The organism is Cognatundibacterium aquatile, from assembly GCF_014699135.1.
GTDB lineage: Bacteria > Pseudomonadota > Gammaproteobacteria > Burkholderiales > Burkholderiaceae_D > Undibacterium > Undibacterium aquatile.
This window is the reverse complement of the sequence record NZ_JACOFT010000005.1, coordinates 288-18735: the sequence shown is the minus strand read 5'-3', so window position 1 is coordinate 18735 and position 18448 is coordinate 288. Positions and strand designations below refer to the sequence as shown.

The 18448-nt window shown below is 50.8% G+C and carries 17 protein-coding genes; 13 read left to right on the top strand and 4 right to left on the bottom strand.

The features are described from left to right. Nucleotides 1-189 precede the first annotated feature (189 nt). Together H8K26_RS13370 and H8K26_RS13365 are read left to right on the top strand one after the other, a co-directional pair. On the top strand, nt 190-1362 hold the full coding sequence (locus H8K26_RS13370) for a response regulator (RefSeq protein ID WP_190480201.1): 1173 nt from the start codon (nt 190-192) through the stop codon (nt 1360-1362). A gap of 146 nt (nt 1363-1508) precedes the next feature. Further along, a complete protein-coding gene (locus H8K26_RS13365) occupies nt 1509-6485 on the top strand; it encodes a PAS domain-containing hybrid sensor histidine kinase/response regulator (RefSeq protein ID WP_190480199.1) in 4977 nt (1658 codons plus the stop codon). 80 nt (nt 6486-6565) lie between these two features. On the opposite strand, the gene H8K26_RS13360 is transcribed toward H8K26_RS13365, so the two are convergent. Together H8K26_RS13360 and H8K26_RS13355 are read right to left on the bottom strand one after the other, a co-directional pair. Beyond that, nucleotides 6566-7069 carry a hypothetical protein gene (locus H8K26_RS13360; protein ID WP_186897589.1) on the bottom strand — a complete coding sequence of 168 codons (504 nt, stop codon included), beginning with the start codon at nt 7067-7069 and terminating at the stop codon, nt 6566-6568. A 107-nt stretch (nt 7070-7176) separates the two neighbouring features. Next, nucleotides 7177-7569, bottom strand: a complete 393-nt coding sequence (locus tag H8K26_RS13355; protein WP_190480197.1) for a VOC family protein — start codon at nt 7567-7569, stop codon at nt 7177-7179. Nucleotides 7570-7857: 288 nt separating this feature from the next. On the opposite strand from H8K26_RS13355, the gene gshA reads away from it, so the two are divergent. Continuing rightward, the gene (gene gshA, locus H8K26_RS13350) at nt 7858-9450 is read left to right on the top strand and encodes a glutamate--cysteine ligase (protein WP_190480195.1); all 1593 of its coding nucleotides are present in this window, start codon (nt 7858-7860) and stop codon (nt 9448-9450) included. An 86-nt stretch (nt 9451-9536) separates the two neighbouring features. Here the strand turns inward: gshA and H8K26_RS13345 are convergent, their stop codons facing one another. After that, entirely contained in the window at nt 9537-10328 is a 792-nt protein-coding gene (locus H8K26_RS13345) for a TIGR00266 family protein (RefSeq protein WP_190480193.1), read from the bottom strand. Nucleotides 10329-10605: 277 nt separating this feature from the next. On the opposite strand from H8K26_RS13345, the gene H8K26_RS13340 reads away from it, so the two are divergent. The 7 genes from H8K26_RS13340 (at nt 10606) to H8K26_RS13310 (ending at nt 16219) form a co-directional block, all read left to right on the top strand. Next, nucleotides 10606-11616 (top strand): M14 family zinc carboxypeptidase, encoded by a 1011-nt coding sequence (locus H8K26_RS13340; RefSeq protein WP_190480191.1) that lies wholly within the window; start codon nt 10606-10608, stop codon nt 11614-11616. Next, the gene (locus H8K26_RS13335; protein ID WP_190480189.1) at nt 11613-12377 is read left to right on the top strand and encodes an alpha/beta fold hydrolase; all 765 of its coding nucleotides are present in this window, start codon (nt 11613-11615) and stop codon (nt 12375-12377) included. The genes H8K26_RS13340 and H8K26_RS13335 overlap by 4 nt, the downstream gene beginning before the upstream one ends. A 156-nt stretch (nt 12378-12533) precedes the next feature. Next, entirely contained in the window at nt 12534-12893 is a 360-nt protein-coding gene (locus H8K26_RS13330; RefSeq protein ID WP_190480187.1) for a hypothetical protein, read from the top strand. 233 nt (nt 12894-13126) lie between these two features. After that, on the top strand, nt 13127-13996 hold the full coding sequence (locus tag H8K26_RS13325; protein WP_190480185.1) for a hypothetical protein: 870 nt from the start codon (nt 13127-13129) through the stop codon (nt 13994-13996). Nucleotides 13997-14020: 24 nt separating this feature from the next. Next, nucleotides 14021-14320: a hypothetical protein gene (locus tag H8K26_RS13320; protein ID WP_190480183.1), complete on the top strand. Its 300-nt coding sequence runs from the start codon at nt 14021-14023 to the stop codon at nt 14318-14320. 156 nt (nt 14321-14476) lie between these two features. Further along, nucleotides 14477-14863, top strand: coding sequence for a VOC family protein (locus H8K26_RS13315; protein ID WP_190480181.1), 387 nt, complete (start codon nt 14477-14479; stop codon nt 14861-14863). Nucleotides 14864-15217: 354 nt separating this feature from the next. Further along, entirely contained in the window at nt 15218-16219 is a 1002-nt protein-coding gene (locus H8K26_RS13310; protein ID WP_190480179.1) for a VirK/YbjX family protein, read from the top strand. A 20-nt stretch (nt 16220-16239) separates the two neighbouring features. On the opposite strand, the gene H8K26_RS13305 is transcribed toward H8K26_RS13310, so the two are convergent. Next, complete coding sequence (locus tag H8K26_RS13305; RefSeq protein ID WP_190480177.1) at nt 16240-16395, bottom strand: hypothetical protein; 156 nt, start codon at nt 16393-16395, stop codon at nt 16240-16242. Nucleotides 16396-16842: 447 nt separating this feature from the next. Between H8K26_RS13305 and H8K26_RS13300 the strand changes: the two genes are divergently transcribed. The 3 genes from H8K26_RS13300 to H8K26_RS17795 all read left to right on the top strand — a co-directional run. Next, complete coding sequence (locus H8K26_RS13300) at nt 16843-17463, top strand: DUF5343 domain-containing protein (RefSeq protein WP_186897580.1); 621 nt, start codon at nt 16843-16845, stop codon at nt 17461-17463. Further along, entirely contained in the window at nt 17460-18041 is a 582-nt protein-coding gene (locus H8K26_RS13295; RefSeq protein ID WP_223827032.1) for a Swt1 family HEPN domain-containing protein, read from the top strand. Before H8K26_RS13300 ends, H8K26_RS13295 begins: the two co-directional genes overlap by 4 nt. 80 nt (nt 18042-18121) lie before the next feature. Continuing rightward, nucleotides 18122-18448 (top strand): hypothetical protein (locus H8K26_RS17795; protein WP_223827031.1); only part of this gene is annotated, 327 nt, incomplete at its 3' end.

Sequence of the window (18448 nt, the reverse complement as noted above, 5' to 3'; positions counted from 1 at the left end):
ACAGGAGGGGAGAAAATATTCATGCCGATGGGAAAACATACAGCGAAAAAATGTCTTGCGCATCAACATCAAAGGCAGTCTGGACATACGATAAAACGCTGCGGATGCACCGCTTTCCAGACCAAAGCATCTCAGATATACTGAATTCGGGACTCCTACAATCGCCAGTCACAATAAGAGAATAATGTCATGCATGAAAGCATACCGCAAAGTTCCCTTTCGGACTCTGCGTCACCCACCACCATTCTGATCGTCGACGATACTCCACAAAACATCAAAGTGCTGGGCGAACTCCTGAAACAGGACTACCACATCCGTGCCGCCAACTCCGGTGAACGGGCTTTGCATGCAGCCGACTCTGACCCTCGCCCTGATCTCATTCTGCTGGACGTGATGATGCCCGGAATGAATGGCTACGAAGTATTGCGCCATCTGCGCGCTAACGGAAATACAAAAAATATACCCGTCATCTTCATCACCGCCATGGCGACTGCGGAAAACGAAGAATTTGGCCTCGAACTCGGTGCGGTTGATTACATTACCAAGCCGTTCAATCCTTCTATTGTGTTGGCGCGCGTTCATACGCAACTGGAACTTAAGCGCGCACGCGATCGCCTTGCCAATGAAAACGACTGGCTAGAACGCGAGGTGGCACGCCGTATGCGCGAAAACCTGCTGATACAGGATTTGAGTGTGCGGGCACTCGCCTGTCTTGCTGAAGCACGTGATAACGAGACTGGGCAGCACATCGTGCGGACCCAGATATACGTGGATTTGCTGGCACGAAATCTGGCTGAGCACGAACGTTTCCGCGATGCGCTGGCAGGCCCCAGACTTAACATGATTGTCAAAGCAGCGCCGCTGCACGATCTAGGCAAGGTTGGCATACCGGATGCAATCCTCCTCAAACCGGGTCGTCTCACCGTGGAGGAATTCGAGATCATGAAAACACATACGACGATCGGTGCCGATGCGATTACCAAGGCAATGGAGCAGGCATTAGCTGGTGCGGACGACGCTATCGAAGAAATTGCAGGTAGTGCGTTTGCGTTTCTCAAGGTAGCTCGCGAAATTTCTCTGAGTCATCAGGAAAAATGGGATGGCAGCGGCTATCCCGCCGGTCTTGCCGGTGACGCGATTCCGGTGTCGGCACGCCTGATGGCGCTGGCAGATGTCTTTGATGCACTGATGACACGCCGTGTTTACAAACCACCAATGACGCTCGACGAGACAACAAAAATCATCCTGGATGGCCGGGGCAAGCACTTTGATCCAGCGGTCGTTGATGCTTTTGTCGCTTGCCGCGAGCGCTTTGCCGAGATTGCTGCGCGATACGCTGACCCTGTCACAGAGCACAGCTGAGTCAGAAAGACTTCAACGAAAATTTATCCGACAACACCGGCCATCACTCAGATTAGTCGCGGCGGTCGGTCATAGGGCAACACCACAGAGTTTGTCGGGATTGCGGTAAGTGCTGAAACATTTCATCAATGACGTCAGGATTACAAATGAAGCTTTTACGTAGCCCGATGCTACCTTACATAATGGGCTTTTTTTTGCCGGTAGCACTGTTTGTGCTGTTGGCAGGCACGCTTAATCTGCTGTCCTTCCGCGAACTAAACAAGGAACATCAGACCTCGATTGCCGAAACAGCCGAGGATCAAAGAAAACTGAAGCTCAACAGAAATATCAACAATGGCATCACAGCGATTCAGGTTCAGCTCGCCACGCTGATAGAGCAAGCCCGTTTGCAAAAGATTGATGAGGCGGTTGCCAACCGTATACATCAGCAACTGGCAAACCAGTTGACCGAAATGGAACAACAGCTGGTAGCAGCAAAAGAAGCGGTGGATGAGAAGAACCTAAGGGATTTGCAGAAAAATTTTCAGGATTATCGCGATGCCGTCCTTGTGGCGACAAAGTTGGCCGTAACCGATACGTCCAGTGCGATGAGCCATACGTATCAGGCAACCCTCAGTCAGCAACATATCTCGCAACAAGTGCGCATCGTCGCGGCCAACCTCAACGATCAGATGGCACAGCGCAGTGCAACACGGGAAAAAAACTTTCAGACACATGCGATCCAGAACGTTGTGATCGGCGGCTTGTTGATACTGATGCTGATCGTGATATGGCTACGCCTGATCATGCGTCTGACTGGTCGCTTGTCGATGCTGACGTCTGCTCTGGATGGTTTATCAGAAGGTGTTCTGACCCCGAAATCGCTGCCAGACGTACAAGTCATCGCAGAAAAAAGAGGCAATCTGCTGGGTGATCTGGCGCGTGCTGTGCTTGCCTTTCGAGAGACCAGTCTGGCACACCGCCAGGCGCAGTATGATCTTGGTGAGCGCATGAAAGAGCTTTCATGTCTGTTCGATATCTTGCGTATCACTGTCCGCGACGACATCGCGATTGAGAGTATGTTTGATTTAGTCGCAGCGCGGCTGCCAGCGGCGATGCGCTTTCCTGATATGGCAACAGGATTCATCGATTGCGGTGACAAGCATTACGGTAAGCAAGCCTCAGGGAAGCGCCTGAGTGCCTCTTTCATCGGAATCCAGGGGCAAAATGCGCGGGTCTCCGTCGTCTATACCGCAGCGCTGCCTGTCGATGCGGGAGCGCCGTTCATTCCCGAAGAACAGAGCCTGCTGGAAGCCATCGCGCCCCACATGGCCGCTGCCGTCGAGCGGCACCGTATCGCAGCCAAGGAAGCGGACCGGCAGGCGCTGATTGACACTGTCATTGCTGAAGCGCCGGATGCCATTGAACTCGTGGACATGGAAACCCTGCGCTTTATCGAAGCAAATGCAACGAGCTGCAAACTGCTGGGTTATACGCACGAAGAAATGCTCAGCATGCGCGTGACGGATACGCAGGCAACGATGGACACTGAAGAAAAATTCGCCGAACTCAGGCAAAACGTCGCAGACCACGGTCGAGTGGAGTTCGAAAATCGTCACCGGCGCAAAGATGGCACGGTCATCGAGGTTCGTGTCAACGTCAAGGCAATTCGGCAAAAAGAGCGCGACTATCTGGTGGCGATCTGGCGCGATATTACTGCTGAGAAGGCAGTCGCGGCAGAAATACGAAAACTGTCGCTGGTCATTGAACAAAGCCCCAACTCCATCATCATCACCGATCTGGATTGCCGCATCGAGTATGTGAATGATGCATTCACCCGCAATACCGGTTACACACGCGAAGATGTGATCGGAAAAAATCCCCGCTTGCTTAAGTCAGGCAAAACAACGGCGACAGTCTATGATTCCATGTGGCAGGCGCTGACAAACGGCACGACATGGCATGGCGAATTCATCAACCTCGATCGCGCGGGGCGGGAACAGATAGAAGCGGCGATTATTGTGCCGCTACGCCAGCCGGATGACAGTATTTCCCATTATGTTGCGATCAAAGAGGATATTACCGTCAGGAAGCAACAGGAAAATCAATTGCGTAAATTGATTCTTGCGGTCGAGCAAAGCCCGGACAGTATCGTCATTACCGATATCAATGCCAGAATCGAATATGTCAATGATGCTTTTCAGCGCAACACCGGATACACAAAAGAAGAAGCCATCGGCATCAATCCACGCGTCCTCAAATCCGGGCGTACACCACAGTCAACCTACGACGACATGTGGACGACGCTTTCGCGCGGTGAAATCTGGCGCGGCGAGCTCGTCAACCGGCGCAAAGATCAAAGCGAATATGTGGAGTTCGCCAACATTGCACCAATACGTCAACCCGATGGCGAAATAACGCACTATCTTGCAATCAAGGAAGACATCACCGAGAAAAAGGCGATGCTTGATGAACTTGAACGTCATCGTGAACACCTTGAGCAACTGATAGAGATACGAACCGCCGAATTGAATACCACGATACACGAGCGGGACGCGCTGTTTGATGCGGCGAGTACCGGAATTGTCTTGCTCAAAAACAGAATCATCATGCGCTGCAACCGGCGCATGGATGAAATGTTGAGATATGCCTTCGGCGAACAAATCGGACAATCAACCCGCATCTGGTTCCATGATGACAATGCCTACATTAACGCAGGCAATCAGATTTATCCGAACATCCTGCATGGAAAAATCGATGTCCGCGAGATGAATCTGTTACGCAAAGATGGCAGCTCGCTTTGGTGCCGTACCTTCAGCCGGGCCATTGATCCGGCGGATCCGACGCGCGGCAACGTTGTGGTCTTCGAGGACGTTACCGCCGAACGTGCCGCCACAGAACAAATGCGCGCAGCCAAAACCCTGGCTGAAAACGCAGTGCGCATGAAATCAGATTTTCTCGCCAACATGAGTCATGAAATCCGCACACCAATGAATGCGATTATCGGGATGTCACATCTGGCAATGAAGACTGAATTGACACCACGCCAGCGCGATTACATGAAAAAGATACAGTGGTCGAGCCAGCATCTGCTCGGCATCATCAACGACATTCTGGATCTGTCGAAGATAGAGGCTGGCAAGATGACCGTCGAATCCATCGATTTCGAGCTGGATCAGGTATTAGAAAATGTGATCGGGTTAATTTCCGAAAAAGCAGCCGCCAAAAACCTCGAACTGATTTTGGAAATTGATGCAGACGTTCCTCACAGCCTGATCGGAGATCCATTGCGTATCGGTCAGGTGCTGATTAACTATGCCAATAATGCGGTCAAGTTTACTGAGCAGGGCAATATCGCTATCCGGGTGGCCGTTGCGCGTGCTTCGTCCCGTGAGCTCATTCTCAATTTTTCAGTCAGCGACACAGGCATCGGTCTGGATGAAGAACAACGTAATCGCTTATTTCAAAGTTTTGAGCAAGCCGACTCCTCCACAACCCGCAAGTATGGCGGCACTGGCTTGGGTCTTGCCATCTCACGCCAACTAGTCAGCCTGATGGGCGGCGAGGTTGGCGTCGACAGCAAACTGGGAACAGGCTCCACGTTCTGGTTCACCGTACCGCTTGGTCATCGCGAGGGGAAGCAACAACAATTACTGCCAACACCGGATCTGCGTGGCCGCCGCGTATTGGTGATTGATGACAACGATCACGCCCGCGAAGTGATTGGCGACATGTTAAGCAACATGTCGTTTGTTGTTTCACTCGCGCCTTCAGGGTTAGCCGGTATCGCCGAAATTGTACGCGCCGCAAACGCAGGCGAGCCCTATGAAATTGTGTTTCTTGACTGGCAGATGCCCGGTCTGGACGGGATTGCCACCGCCAGGAAAATCAGCGGCAGCATGCCGATAAATGCGCCGCACATGGTGATGATCACAGCCTATGGTCGCGACGAAGTTATGAAGGCTGCGGACGATGCAAGAATCGATGATGTTCTGATCAAGCCTGTGACTTCGTCACTCTTGTTCGACACCGCAATGCGCATCCTCGGCACCACCCAGACCAGCCAGTTGCGCTCGGCAGAACATCCGGCGCCAGGAACCGATCTGGCAGCGATTACCGGTGCCCGCATCTTACTGGTTGAGGACAATGAACTGAATCAGGAAGTCGCGATGGAACTGCTTCATCAGGCTGGGTTTCTGGTCGACATTGCTGATAACGGCGCGATTGCGATGAATATGCTGAACAATCAGGACAAGGACTACGATATGGTGCTGATGGATATGCAAATGCCGGTCATGGATGGCGTCACCGCAACCCGCGAAATTCGCAAGCAGGAAAAGTGGTCGGCGTTGCCGATAATAGCGATGACAGCCAATGCGATGGCGAGCGACCGTGACCGTTGCATCGACGCCGGTATGAATGATTACCTCGTCAAACCTATCGATCCTGATCAGTTATGGATGACCCTGTGGCGCTGGATTAAACCGCTGCGGGAAGTGACTCTCGCCACCGTCAAACCTGCACATAAGCAATCTGACGTTGTCACGATTGCGCCTGTTGCCGGGCTTGATGTGAAGGCTGGCTTACATCACGCGCTGGGAAAAGAAGCGCTGTACACGTCTTTACTACGCAAGTTCAGTGACGGCCAGAAAGATTTTCCAGAGCGGCTGACAGAGGCAATGACACAAGGCGATCTGGTGTTGGCGGAACGTCTGGCACACACATTCAAAGGTTTATGCGGACAAATTGGTGCCGGAGAATTGCGCACGATGGCCGAGTCACTTGAACAGTCCATCAGGAATAGAGAGCCGAAGGAGAAAATTCAAGCAACACTAAAACTCGTTCCAGGCACGCTGGCAGAACTCGTTAGCGCAATCGATAAGCGCTTCCCGGTAGTCGAGTCAGTACAGACAGCGGTGGCTGTTGACCTGGGCGAATTGCGTGAAATAAGCATTCGTCTCGCCGCAGAACTTGCGGCGGATGATTTTGCCAGCAGCGATACCTTTGATCAGCACGAAGCACTGATGCGGGCGGCTCTCGGTGAACGTTTTATTACACTTGCATCCGCCATACATGATTTTAATTTTGCCGCTGCTGCAGATCAGTTGCGGGAAGCAATGGCGATACATGGAATCGACATCTAGGCTGTCAGGCCGATGTTAAAGGAGGAAAATGGCTAGTTTCTGAACAACCCGCGCCTGCAAAAAATGGGGCGCTGCGCTCATTAATGAAGGATGCGACAGGCATCAAATGTACGTAACCATGTCAATTGCAGTATCCGCGCCTCGTTGCTGGCACGATGACGCGCCAGATTGAGTTCGTCCTCAACCTGTATTTTTGTTGCCTGCCACATGGATTCCTGCTGCGGTGAAATGATTTCGCGCAGATCGGCTAATCTGAAATTCGGTGAACACGCCGCCGCCTCAAACAAACGTGCCATCAAGATGTAATCATGCACCCAGCCATCGGTGTACACGGTATATCCATCGAGTTGGCTATTAAGCTGTTCGGCAACCATCCGCACGGGATTACCATTCGCCACCAGAATTTCACGCGGAATCTGGTGTAAACCAGCAGCAATCTCGTCCCACAGATTCCAGTCATGTTCTGGCCGGATCAGGCTGCACCAGCCTTCGCCGTGACGCTGAGAAAAACCGACTTCAACCGGATAACTGCCTCTGCCAAAACCCGAGGCTTCAAACGCGATCACAATAGGCACGGTCATCATGGCGGACTCCGACTGAAAAATTACGACGAGGACAGCACTGTATTCTGTACTATCGCCACAGATCTGCAAGTTTTTTAAGCACTTCCTTGCGTCGGTCGTTCACGAATTCAGTCTGGCAACGGCGTGCACAACTCAACCATGATGCCATCGGGGCAGCGTAGGTAAGAAACCGTCTGTCCCCACGGTTTCTGTGAAGGCGGTGAAAGTTCTCTGGCACCGCTCTGCAAAGCGTGCGCATGTGCCTGCGCCACATCATCAGTGACAAAAGCGACTTCAAAACCAAGTGGTTGCGCAGATTGATGGGCTTCAACATGACCACCGGGATAATTAAAAGTCCCCATTTCATGTACCGCAAATGCCAGCTTGGTTGCACCGGTATCGAGTTCGCCATACATGCCTGAATCATCTAAAAAGCGACGACGACAGCCGAAAGCCTTTTCAAAAAAACTGAGCGAAGCGGCAACGTCAGGTACGTAAATAATCGTGTAAGCAAATTGCATCAACTGACTCCCCATGAATAATGATTAAGGCGGCCGGGAACTAAAAACAGACTCAACAAGAGATTCCACCCGGGAAAATATGCCTGCAATAAATCCACCGTACAATTTCTCAGCGTCATCATTACAATATAACCAAAATTACAATGTTTTGCTTTTTTATTTTCAGATTCATCAATCGCTGAAAAGCAAACACTGATGCGGGTCACGATGCCAAATGCAAATTTCGGCTATGCTTGCTCGGAAATTAATGCAGATGATGCAAAACACCGTAATTTAGAAGGAATTCTCGTGAGCAACTTGTTAAACCGACGACTGGCACTACTGGATAACGACACGTACCGCCCTCTTCTCGGACAGGGCTTGCGTGGTATAGAACGCGAAACCCTGCGCGTTGATGCAGAAGGACACCTGTCGCCGAAGCCACACCCGGCCGCATTGGGTGCAACGCTGACCCACCCGCAGATCACAACCGACTATGCCGAGTCGCTGATGGAATTCATCACGCCGGCAGAACAGGATATCTCGCTGGCATTGGAAAAACTGGATCAGATTCACCGTTTCGCCTATACCGAACTGGGCAACGAAATGCTGTGGAGCCAGTCCATGCCCTGTCCGTTACCAGACGAAAAAGACATACAGATCGCTTGGTATGGCAACTCGCACATCGGCATGATCAAGCATGTGTATCGTCGTGGCCTGGCATTGCGTTACGGCAAAAGCATGCAATGCATTGCCGGTATTCATTACAACTATTCGATTTCTGAAAACATCTGGAAGGTATTACAAAAAGCGGAAAACACCAGCGGCGACGCCATGTACGTGCAGTCAGAAAATTACATTGCCATGATCCGCAATTTCAAACGTTACAGCTGGTTGCTGATGTATCTGTTCGGTGCCTCGCCAGCGTTGGCAACATCGTTTTTGCGTGGCCGTACGCATCAGTTACAAAGCCTGTCGGAAGATACGCTGTATCTGCCTTACGCGACCAGCCTGCGCATGAGCGATCTGGGTTATCAGAATAACGCACAGGACGGCCTGGTTCCGCCGTATAACAGCCTGATGGATTACATGCGCAGCCTGTCCATCGCTGTTCGCAAACCTTATCCTGCTTACGAAAAAATCGGCACCCAAATCAATGGCGAATGGGTACAGATCAATACCAACATTCTGCAAATTGAAAACGAGTTTTACGCAACCATACGCCCGAAACGCGTCATCCGTACCGGCGAGCGCCCTATCGAAGCGCTTTGCGCGCGCGGTGTGCAATATGTTGAAGTGCGTTGTATGGATGTGAATCCATTTGATCCGCTGGGGATTAATCTGGAAACCTCGCGTTTTCTGGATGCGTTTTTATTGTTCTGTGCGCTGGATGAAAGTCCGCAGACTAATCAGGCCGAAGGCGAGGAAAATACCCGTAATTTTGCGCTGACAGTCAAAGAAGGACGCCGCCCTGGTCTCATGCTGCGTCATGGCGGGCAAGAAATTTCCCTGCAAAACTGGGGGCTGGAATTATTGGAAAAAATTGCACCGGTAGCCGCACTGCTGGATGCACAACGCAGCGATCATGTGCATGCCGATTCTCTGCAGGTGCAGCGCGAAAAATTACAAAACCCCGATCTGACGCCATCGGCGCAGGTTTTAGCCGCGATACGTGCCGAAAATAATTCGTTTTATCAGTTTGCTCTGAAACAAAGCAAGGTACTGGCAGAACAATTCCGTGCCCGCCCGCCAAGCGCAGAAGAGCGCCGCTACTTCGAAGAACTGGCCAGAGCCTCGGTCGCCGAACAGGAAGAAATGGAACGATCGCAAACCGGCAGCTTTGATGAATTCATCACCGATTATCGTTCCCGCACGTCCAGTCAATTGTGCTGCGAAAGCTGATGTAACGACGATGCTGATTTGATGAGGCTTAAAAAAGCCGCCAGCAGATCAGACTGCTGGCGGCTTTTTTATTCAGTCAGAACAATTTATTCGTCCTCAAACAGATTGCCAATGCCACCAAGCACAGAGCCCTGTTCAGCGCCTTTACCACCGCCGATTTTAGACGCACCGACAATGCGGTTAGCCAGACGAGATAATGGCAGCGACTGCAACCAGACTTTGCCAGGACCGCGCAAGGTCGCGAAGAACATACCCTCACCACCGAACAAGGCAGTCTTCACGCCACCAACAAACTGAATATCGAAATCGATGTCTTGCGTAAAGGCGACCACGCAACCGCTATCAACGCGCAAGGTCTGGCCGGGTTGCAAAGTCTTTTCTATGATCGCACCACCGGCGTGAATAAATGCGAGGCCATCGCCTTCGAGCTTTTGCAGTACAAAACCTTCACCCCCAAAGAAACCTGCGCCCAGACGTTTCTGAAATGCGATGCCGAGCGCCACGCCTTTTGCCGCGCACAGGAAAGCATCTTTCTGACACAGCAAAGTGCCGCCCATTTGCGCCAGATCCATAGGAATGATTTTGCCGGGATATGCGGCACCAAAAGCCACTTTGCGTTTTTGTCTGCCGCCGTTCATGAACACCGTCGTGAACATTGATTCGCCGGTCACCAGACGCTTACCCGCGCCCAGCAGTTTGCCGAAAATGCCGCTTTGTGCTGCAGAGCCGTCACCGAAGATCGTCTCCATCTGCACATCGTCTTCCATGTAAAACATCGCACCGGCTTCACCGACTGCCGCTTCATTCGGGTCGAGTTCAATTTCGACAAACTGCATGTCGTCGCCGAAAATCTGATAATCAATAACGTCCATTGCCATGATGAATTTTCCTGATGAAAAAAGGTTGACCGGTGCAAAACACAGCGAGCGGCATTGTAGCCAGAACACCTTTACGAATGCTAGTTTTTCGCCCGGTAATATTTTTCTGAAAATACCGCGCTACAAAATACATCAGTTCGTCGCCCGGCAGCTATTTTTCTGAGCACCAACGGCCAGCGGCCGTCAGCGTCTGATCCATGCGCACTGCGCAAGGATATTCTTGCATTCTAGCCGCCACTCCCCTAGCATGGCACAGTCCATTTTCAAGCACACCTCCATGCCCGCCTTGCCTGAATTAAAAGAACTCGAACACATCATTGAACTCGGACATCCGCATCTGGAGGTTGACGTACTGTGCGAGATCGATGTCCAGCACAAGCGCTTTCCGGTGTACAAACTGGCACTGGGCAATCCCGACCCATCCTTGCCTGCGATAGGTTTTTTTGGCGGCATCCACGGGCTGGAACGTATAGGTTCGCAAGTGCTGCTATCTTTTCTGCGTGGATTACTGACCCGCCTGAAATGGGATAAAAGCCTGCAACACATGCTGCAGGATGTGCGGCTGGTTTTTATGCCGCTGGTGAATCCCGGCGGCATGTGGCAGGCAACACGCGCCAATCCGAATGGCGTTGATCTGATGCGCAATGCGCCGGTAGAAGCAACCGAAAAAGTGCCGTTCATGCTCGGCGGGCATCGCATCAGCAAACACTTGCCGTGGTACCGGGGACCCGCAGACGCTGACATGGAAGCTGAAAATATTGCGCTGGTACGCACGGTTCAGCAAGAATTATTATCGCGCCAGTTCAGCATCGCGATCGACTGCCATTCCGGCTTTGGCCTGCGCGACCGCGTCTGGTTTCCGCATGCGCACAGCGTGCATCCGATTCCGCATCTGGCCGATATTCTGTCGCTGGAAGAACTGTTTCAGCAAACTCATCCGAATCATCGCTACCTGTTTGAGCCGCAAAGCCTGCAATATCGCACGCATGGTGACATCTGGGATTATCTGTACCTGCAATCACAAGAACAACCTGGCAAAACCTTTTTACCGCTGACGCTGGAAATGGGCTCGTGGCTGTGGGTCAAAAAAAATCCGCGCCAGCTTTTCTCGCGCCACGGCATGTTCAATCCGGTGGCAGAACATCGCCTGCACCGTGTTTTACGGCGGCATACTTCGTGGCTGGATTTTTTAATGCGCGCCACCTGTGGTCATCAGGAATGGCTGGCGCAAGGCCCGACCCGCCTGCGCCTGCAGGAACGCGCCGTGCAACGCTGGTATCGCCCATGACCTGGGTACTGCTGCGCGGTCTGATGCGCGAACAACGGCATTGGGGCAACTTCACGCAACAGTTTGCACAAGCCCATCCGCACGAACGCATCATCACTCTTGATTTTGTCGGTAATGGCGCTTTATATCTGCAAGCCAGCGCCACCAGCATAGGCGCGATGGTTGAACAGGCACGCGAGCAAGTTCAACAACAGCAACAACAACAACAACAACAACAACAACAAACCGAAGGCAAGATCAAACTGCTCGCCATCTCGCTCGGCGGCATGGTCGCGGTGGCGTGGGCAGAACGCTATCCGCAAGAGCTGCAACGCATGGTGCTGATCAACACCAGCCTCGCACCGTACAACCCGTTTTATCAACGCCTGCGCCCGGCCAACTATCCCGCCATCATCGCGACGATGCTGACGGGAACACAGCGCCAGCGCGAAGAACTGATCCTGCGTCTGACCAGCCATCAGAGCGATGCCCCTCAAGCAGAACAACTGCTCAACGACTGGGTTCATTACGCGCAGCAATTCCCTATCCGCCGCCGCAACATCCTGCGCCAGCTATTCGCCGCGATGCGCTACCGCGCGCCCGCACAGGCACCGCAAGTGCCGCTGCTGATGCTGGCTGGTGCCAAGGATGTGCTGGTCAGCCCGCAATGCTCCGCCACTCTGGCTCACCGCTGGCAGGTCGAATTGCGCATCCATCCTGATGCCGGACACGACCTGCCACTCGACGATCCCGCCTGGGTCATACAGCAAACGCTGACTTGATCATTGCGTCAGCGCTGCAACAACACGACATACGCAGCGCGCCAATCTGTCGCCACGCATACATTTACTTACACTTTTATCAAGAGATAAAAAAGCGCGCATTGTTAAAATAGAACTTCAAAAATAGAGCTTCAACTCACATCAGAAGGAAATTTTATGCATCGCCCTTCAGCTTTTCGCTTCGCTTCCATCGCTTCCGTCATTTCTGCCTGCGCTGCTGCCACATTGTTCAGTGTCACGGCATCCGCACAGACCGCCGCACAACTCGTTCAGGCATCAAATGCTTATGCTGATATGTGCAAAAAATCGGTGAATATGCCGACAGGAGAAAGTGACCTCAAAGGCAACCCTAAGCTGGACGATTATTGCAAATGTTTTGCGGATAAATTCCTTGAACGCGCACTCAAATCGCAATCTGCCGCCAACCAGACACCATTACAGGAAACCCTGAATCAGGAAATGGAAATGCGCCAATCCTGCCGTGCAAAATACAATCTGCCTGCCGTAAAAAAATAAGCTGCATATACCCCCCAATCAAGATGCGCCTGCTGGCCACATTCCGCTCGCCAAGGCGCGTCAAATCAATGCCTTCCTTTTTTTATCGCTCCAGATTTGGGCTGTATGCGATTCCGGTGTGATAGAACTATCCAGCCAATTATTAAATTATTGACATTTTAAAAATCACTGCTAAATTGCCAACAGTCATTCAAAGTTCTGACTCCCTTGCCATCTAACTCAAGGAGCATCGCGTGAATACCCTGCCAGCAATCAAGTGCGCCCTGATCTTATTGAGCGTTTGTTGTCTTTCCGCGTGCAATCAGGAAAAAGCGCAGGCGTTGCAGCTTGCCGCGACCACGTTCAGCAATGAAGCAGACCGCGCCTGCAAGATGGGTGCCGATAGTTTGCAAGCGGCTGTGGCAATGCCAGCACTTACCCGTTCAGACATTGCCACATCACTGGCGCAGGCAAAGAAATTTGGCGCTACTGAGCTCGATTTAATCTATGCCGACAACAGCATCACCGACAGCGCAAACGCCCCGGCGCTGACTGCCCTGAATCAGGCATGCGAGGCACACCGGCAGCTCGCCGCCATGTACACCGATCTTCCGCGCGGCTATCTGCTGGCAACGGATGAGGTAAAAAAAGCGCAAAAACTCGTGGTCAATGTCACGGCGCGTTTTGCCAGACTGGGGCATATCTTTGCTGAATTGCCATCCACCGGCCGCGATAATATTTCCCGCATCCGCATTATCGAAGCCCGCAGCAAAGCCATGGCCGTCGCTGACGAAAAAGCCCGCGCCGCGTTGCTCGGCAGCGTTGCTGACGATATCCTGCTGAATCAAACCAACGAGGCACAGAGCCGCGACCTCATCCTCAGCCAGTTTGCAAAAGCGACTGTACTCGGAGAAAAACTGGCGCAAACCAGCGTCCATTACGATCAGATGACAGTGGCTGATTTGCTGGAATCACTCAGAGAATTTTCTGCCTTGTACGGCAACGTCACCAACCGCGCGGCCACAGCACAAAGTGCCATCAACAGCATCAACCGCGTAGAAGCAAACTTGAAAAATGACGCTGCGCTCAGTCCTTTGCTTGATGCTGTCGTCGGCCAGAAATAATGCGCTGTTAAAGGGAGAGAAACCATGCCTGTCAAAGACAATGACGCTGAAATGTTGCGCGTGATGGGCAACACCATCACCGATCTGCAAATCCAGTATCGCGCTGCCACACTGGATGATAAAGCCGTGCTGATCGCACCACTCAAAGAACTGCTGCAAGACTACGGGGACTATCAGGCACGTTTGCTGAAAGCAGGCACCATCACCAGCGATGCAGAACTGGCGCAAATGAAAGCCATACAAACCGCCATCAGCGACGATGCCGACCGTCAGGATTTACTGATCGCCATCGCAAAAATCGTCGCCCTGATTGCTGCTGCCTGAGCGCGGTATCGTTGCAGAAATAGCGCACTGCAAGTATCCTTCACAACGGCTGGACACGCCCGATGGCTGTTCTCCCTGCATTCAGGTTTCTGTTTTTTCAGATTCGCCCCCATCATCAGTCCATTTCTTTTTCTACCATCACACAGCGGAGTTGCTATGAAACGAGTCACAGGCATAGGCGGCATTTTCTTCAAAGCCAAAGATGCACCGGCATTGCAGGCGTGGTACAAGCAACATCTGGGAATCGATGTTCAGGTCTGGGGCGGCGCAGCTTTTGACTGGGCTGATGCCGATGGTAAGCCGGTTGCGGGCACCACTGCCTGGTGCATACACCCGCAAGACAGCGATCATTTCGCACCGGGTTCGGCCTCCTTCATGGTGAATTACCGGGTGGAAGACCTGCACGCATTAGTCAACGCGTTAAAGGACGAAGGCTGTCACGTGCTCGATCAGACAGATGAATCCGAATATGGAAAATTCGCCTGGGTGATTGATCCTGAGGGAAATAAAATCGAACTGTGGCAAGCACCGCAAGGCCAGTGAGCGCGCAAGTCTTTTGACATTCAAATTGCGGGATGTCTTCCCCGCTATCAACATAGATAAAACAAGCGTGCGGCGTTGTTGCACAAACGGCGGCGCGCTCATCTTCCAGTGCTGTCATCGGCGTGGGTCGCACCCGGCCACACACGATTCGTTCTTGCTGCGTTCCAGACAAACGGAACACCGTTGCCGCAAACCTGACCAGCAAGCGACCTCAAAACTATAAATATTGTTAAATCGTTAGAAATCAGCCAGATTTGTGTACTGCTTTCCCCCTTCCTGAAGCATCGCTCCAATTGTGAAGTAGATACATTGAGTTACAATCAGCCACATTATGTTGCATGAATAGGTAGCGCTGTGTCACAGCTTGAACAAAATATTTCCGCTTTATGTACGCCCGGCCTGGTTGCACATCTGAAGCGATGCTATCAGTGGACAAGTGAGGTCACAGCCAGTCTGGCATGGGCCTACAAAATGACGTCCGCCGCAGACACCGTCAGCCTTGAGCGAAAAAGTAAATTTGTAGCCCGCACGCTGCTCAATTTAAAACCCAGCCTGTCGTGGTATCAGTTTGTCAGAAGCAGTTATTTACGGCAGCTCGTTGATCGCGATGCCAACCTGCTTGATGTTATTCATCGCCCATTCTTTGACCGCAATCTCGGCGCAATGGAACGGGTTAACATGCTCGCCTGCCATTTCGAATTACTGCATAGTCTGTTGGGTGCAAAAAATACGGCAGATATTGTCAGTGGCCATCGTTTTTTACTGTCCCGGTTTGCCGGAAAAAACGAAGAAAATTTCACCATTCACCTGTTGCGGGATGACGCATTTAAACGCGAAGGCGGCCTCACACTTGCACTGAGCATGAATGACGAGACGCTGCTTTATGTCACGTTCACCCTGGTAAAAAACCGCTATGGCAATGCGATCAAGGTCGGCGGCATTCAATCAAACCGCGGCAATTGCCGTCAACTGGCACGCACAGCCACCAGTGCATTGCACGGAATTCAGCCACGCCTGTTATTAATCGACGTGTTACGCAACCTCGCCTCGCAAATCCATTGCACAACAATAGAATGCGTCAGTAAAGAAAACCACATACACCGCGCATGGCGTTATCGCCTGAAAAAATCTATTCATGCTGAGTATGACCAGCTATGGTTGCTGGCTGGCGGATATCAAAATCACAGAGGAAATTTCGAGATCCCGCATGCACCGGATGAGAAACCGCTTGAATCCCGACCATCCAACAAACGCAGCGAATATCGCCGCCGCGCAGCGCTGACCGATGCCATGCGCGCACAAATGCACACCGCCATCCACGATCGCAATCACCATCTCCAGCATAGCCACAACTAACGATCACGTTCAGCTCACGATCAGGCGCAACTGGATATCGCCAGAAGAAACCCACCACCGACCTCACGCGCATCGTCGCGCATCGGCATCACGCCGCAAACCGCACTCGCCTGCAGCGGCGTTTCCGCCATCCCCAAATTGCTGACATCGCTGGAACACTGAGACCAGCATTGCACTGTACATGCCTCTTTTTTATCTGCCAGAGCTCAAAATATACTGGATGGAGTATATTTAAAACCCCTTTGTTTTATTAAGAGATAAAGACGTTTTTGGCACATACTCCCCCTGTTTTTGACAAAAATGGCATGATTCAGAGAGTGATGTAACTCCATTTCCGCATACACCGGATATTGTCAGATTCTGATTTTTTCTTGGATGAAAACTGGTAGCTTTGACTGCTTTTTTACCGCCTGCCCGGTGCTGACACGATGCGCGTTGACTTGATTCGATCTGCACTTTTTGTCGATTCAGTTATACCTGCTACTGATCAGGTATCAGCAACAACAATCAAGCGCCATGCAGATTTCAAAAGAATGTAAACAAATTGCAATTATTTTGGCAGTCAGTTATCTTTCAAAAATGAAAATTAAATCACATTATGTGAATTGAGGAAGGAGACGAAATTGGCTTTATCAAATGCTTACACAGAAGCTTATGGCAAACTAGGTGATTTTTTTAGCAAGCTAAGAGATGGACAGGCTCCGCCTCAATTCACACAACAATTCTTAATTGACCTAGGATTTAAATCTAACAAGCAACGTGCATACATACCATTGCTAAAAGCTCTTGGTTTTTTAACGCCTGACGGCAAGCCTACAGCACGTTACAAAGATTACCGAGACCACTCCCAATCCAAACAAATTATGGGTGAAGCTTTAAAGGAAGCATATGCGGACATTTTCCTTATAAAAGAACATCCGACATCAGCGGATCATTCTGCGATTGAGGGCAAGTTTAAGAGCTATCACAACGCAAGTGATAATGTGGCCTTGAATATGAGGCGAACATTTTTTTCCCTCCTGGATTTGGCGGATTTAAAGGCAAAACAATCCTCAAAAAAAATAACTGAACCAACAGAAAGCCACGAACCAGCGAGTGTTGTAACAGAGGTTCCTACAAGTGCTCCGGCAGTGCACATCAAAACGCCAGGGTTGCATTACAACATTCAGGTACATTTGCCTGCAACAAAGGATATTGAAGTTTATAACGCAATATTTAAGTCGCTGAAGGAACATCTATTTTGAAGCACAAGGAGCTAAGAGACTTTCTGTTTAGGGGATTATTGTTTGAAGCTGAAGCATCTGTTTTTCAAAAAGCAGGAATAAAAATTGGGGCAGATCAAACAGAAACTGAAGAGCGTCTTTTGGCGGAGGCTCTAGCAGCATTCCCAGTTAACTTAAGGAACAATGCCCTTGAAATGGCTAGGTTATATGCTGTTCTATTCTCTTTCGAGAATCATGTACGAGAGTTTATAAGGCAAACATTATCTGAAAATGAAGGCGTGGATTGGATTGATAAACTGCCGCAAAAAGTAAAACAACATGCTGAAACTAGACAGCAAACAGCCCATCAGGATTCATGGCTAGAAGGTGAAAAAACTGATCTTCTTGGCTTTTTAGATTTTGGGCATCTTGCTCAGGTGATCTTAAACAAGTGGGAGCATTTTGAATCCATCATTCCTTCACAACACTGGCTCAAACAGAGAATGGATGAGCTTGAAAAATCGCGCAATTTCATTGCTCACAACAGAATGTTATTGCCTAGCGAATTTCAAAGAATGTACATGTACATAGCAGATTGGAACAGAGTTGTTGGCCTGTAATCACATGACAATCGCGTCAATCAGGACGCTCGCAAGCTCGCGCCGATTACGCGGGCGTTAAATATCACAGATCAAAAGATATGAATAAATTTAAATATTGCCTTCTAATGCTGTGCCTAATATCCTCATTTGCAAACTCTCATACAGGGGCAGCTTCCTGCCAAATTAGTGCTGATGGTAAAAATGTCGCATGCGGTGGAATGTCTACCTCCTGTCAAATTAGCGCAGATGGTAAAAATGTCGCATGTGGTGGAATGTCTACCTCCTGTCAAATTAGCTCAGATGGTAAAAATGTCGCATGTGGTGGAATGTCTACCTCCTGTCAAATTAGCTCAGATGGTAAAAATGTCGCATGTGGTGGAATGTCTACCTCCTGTCAAATTAGCTCAGATGGTAAAAATGTCGCA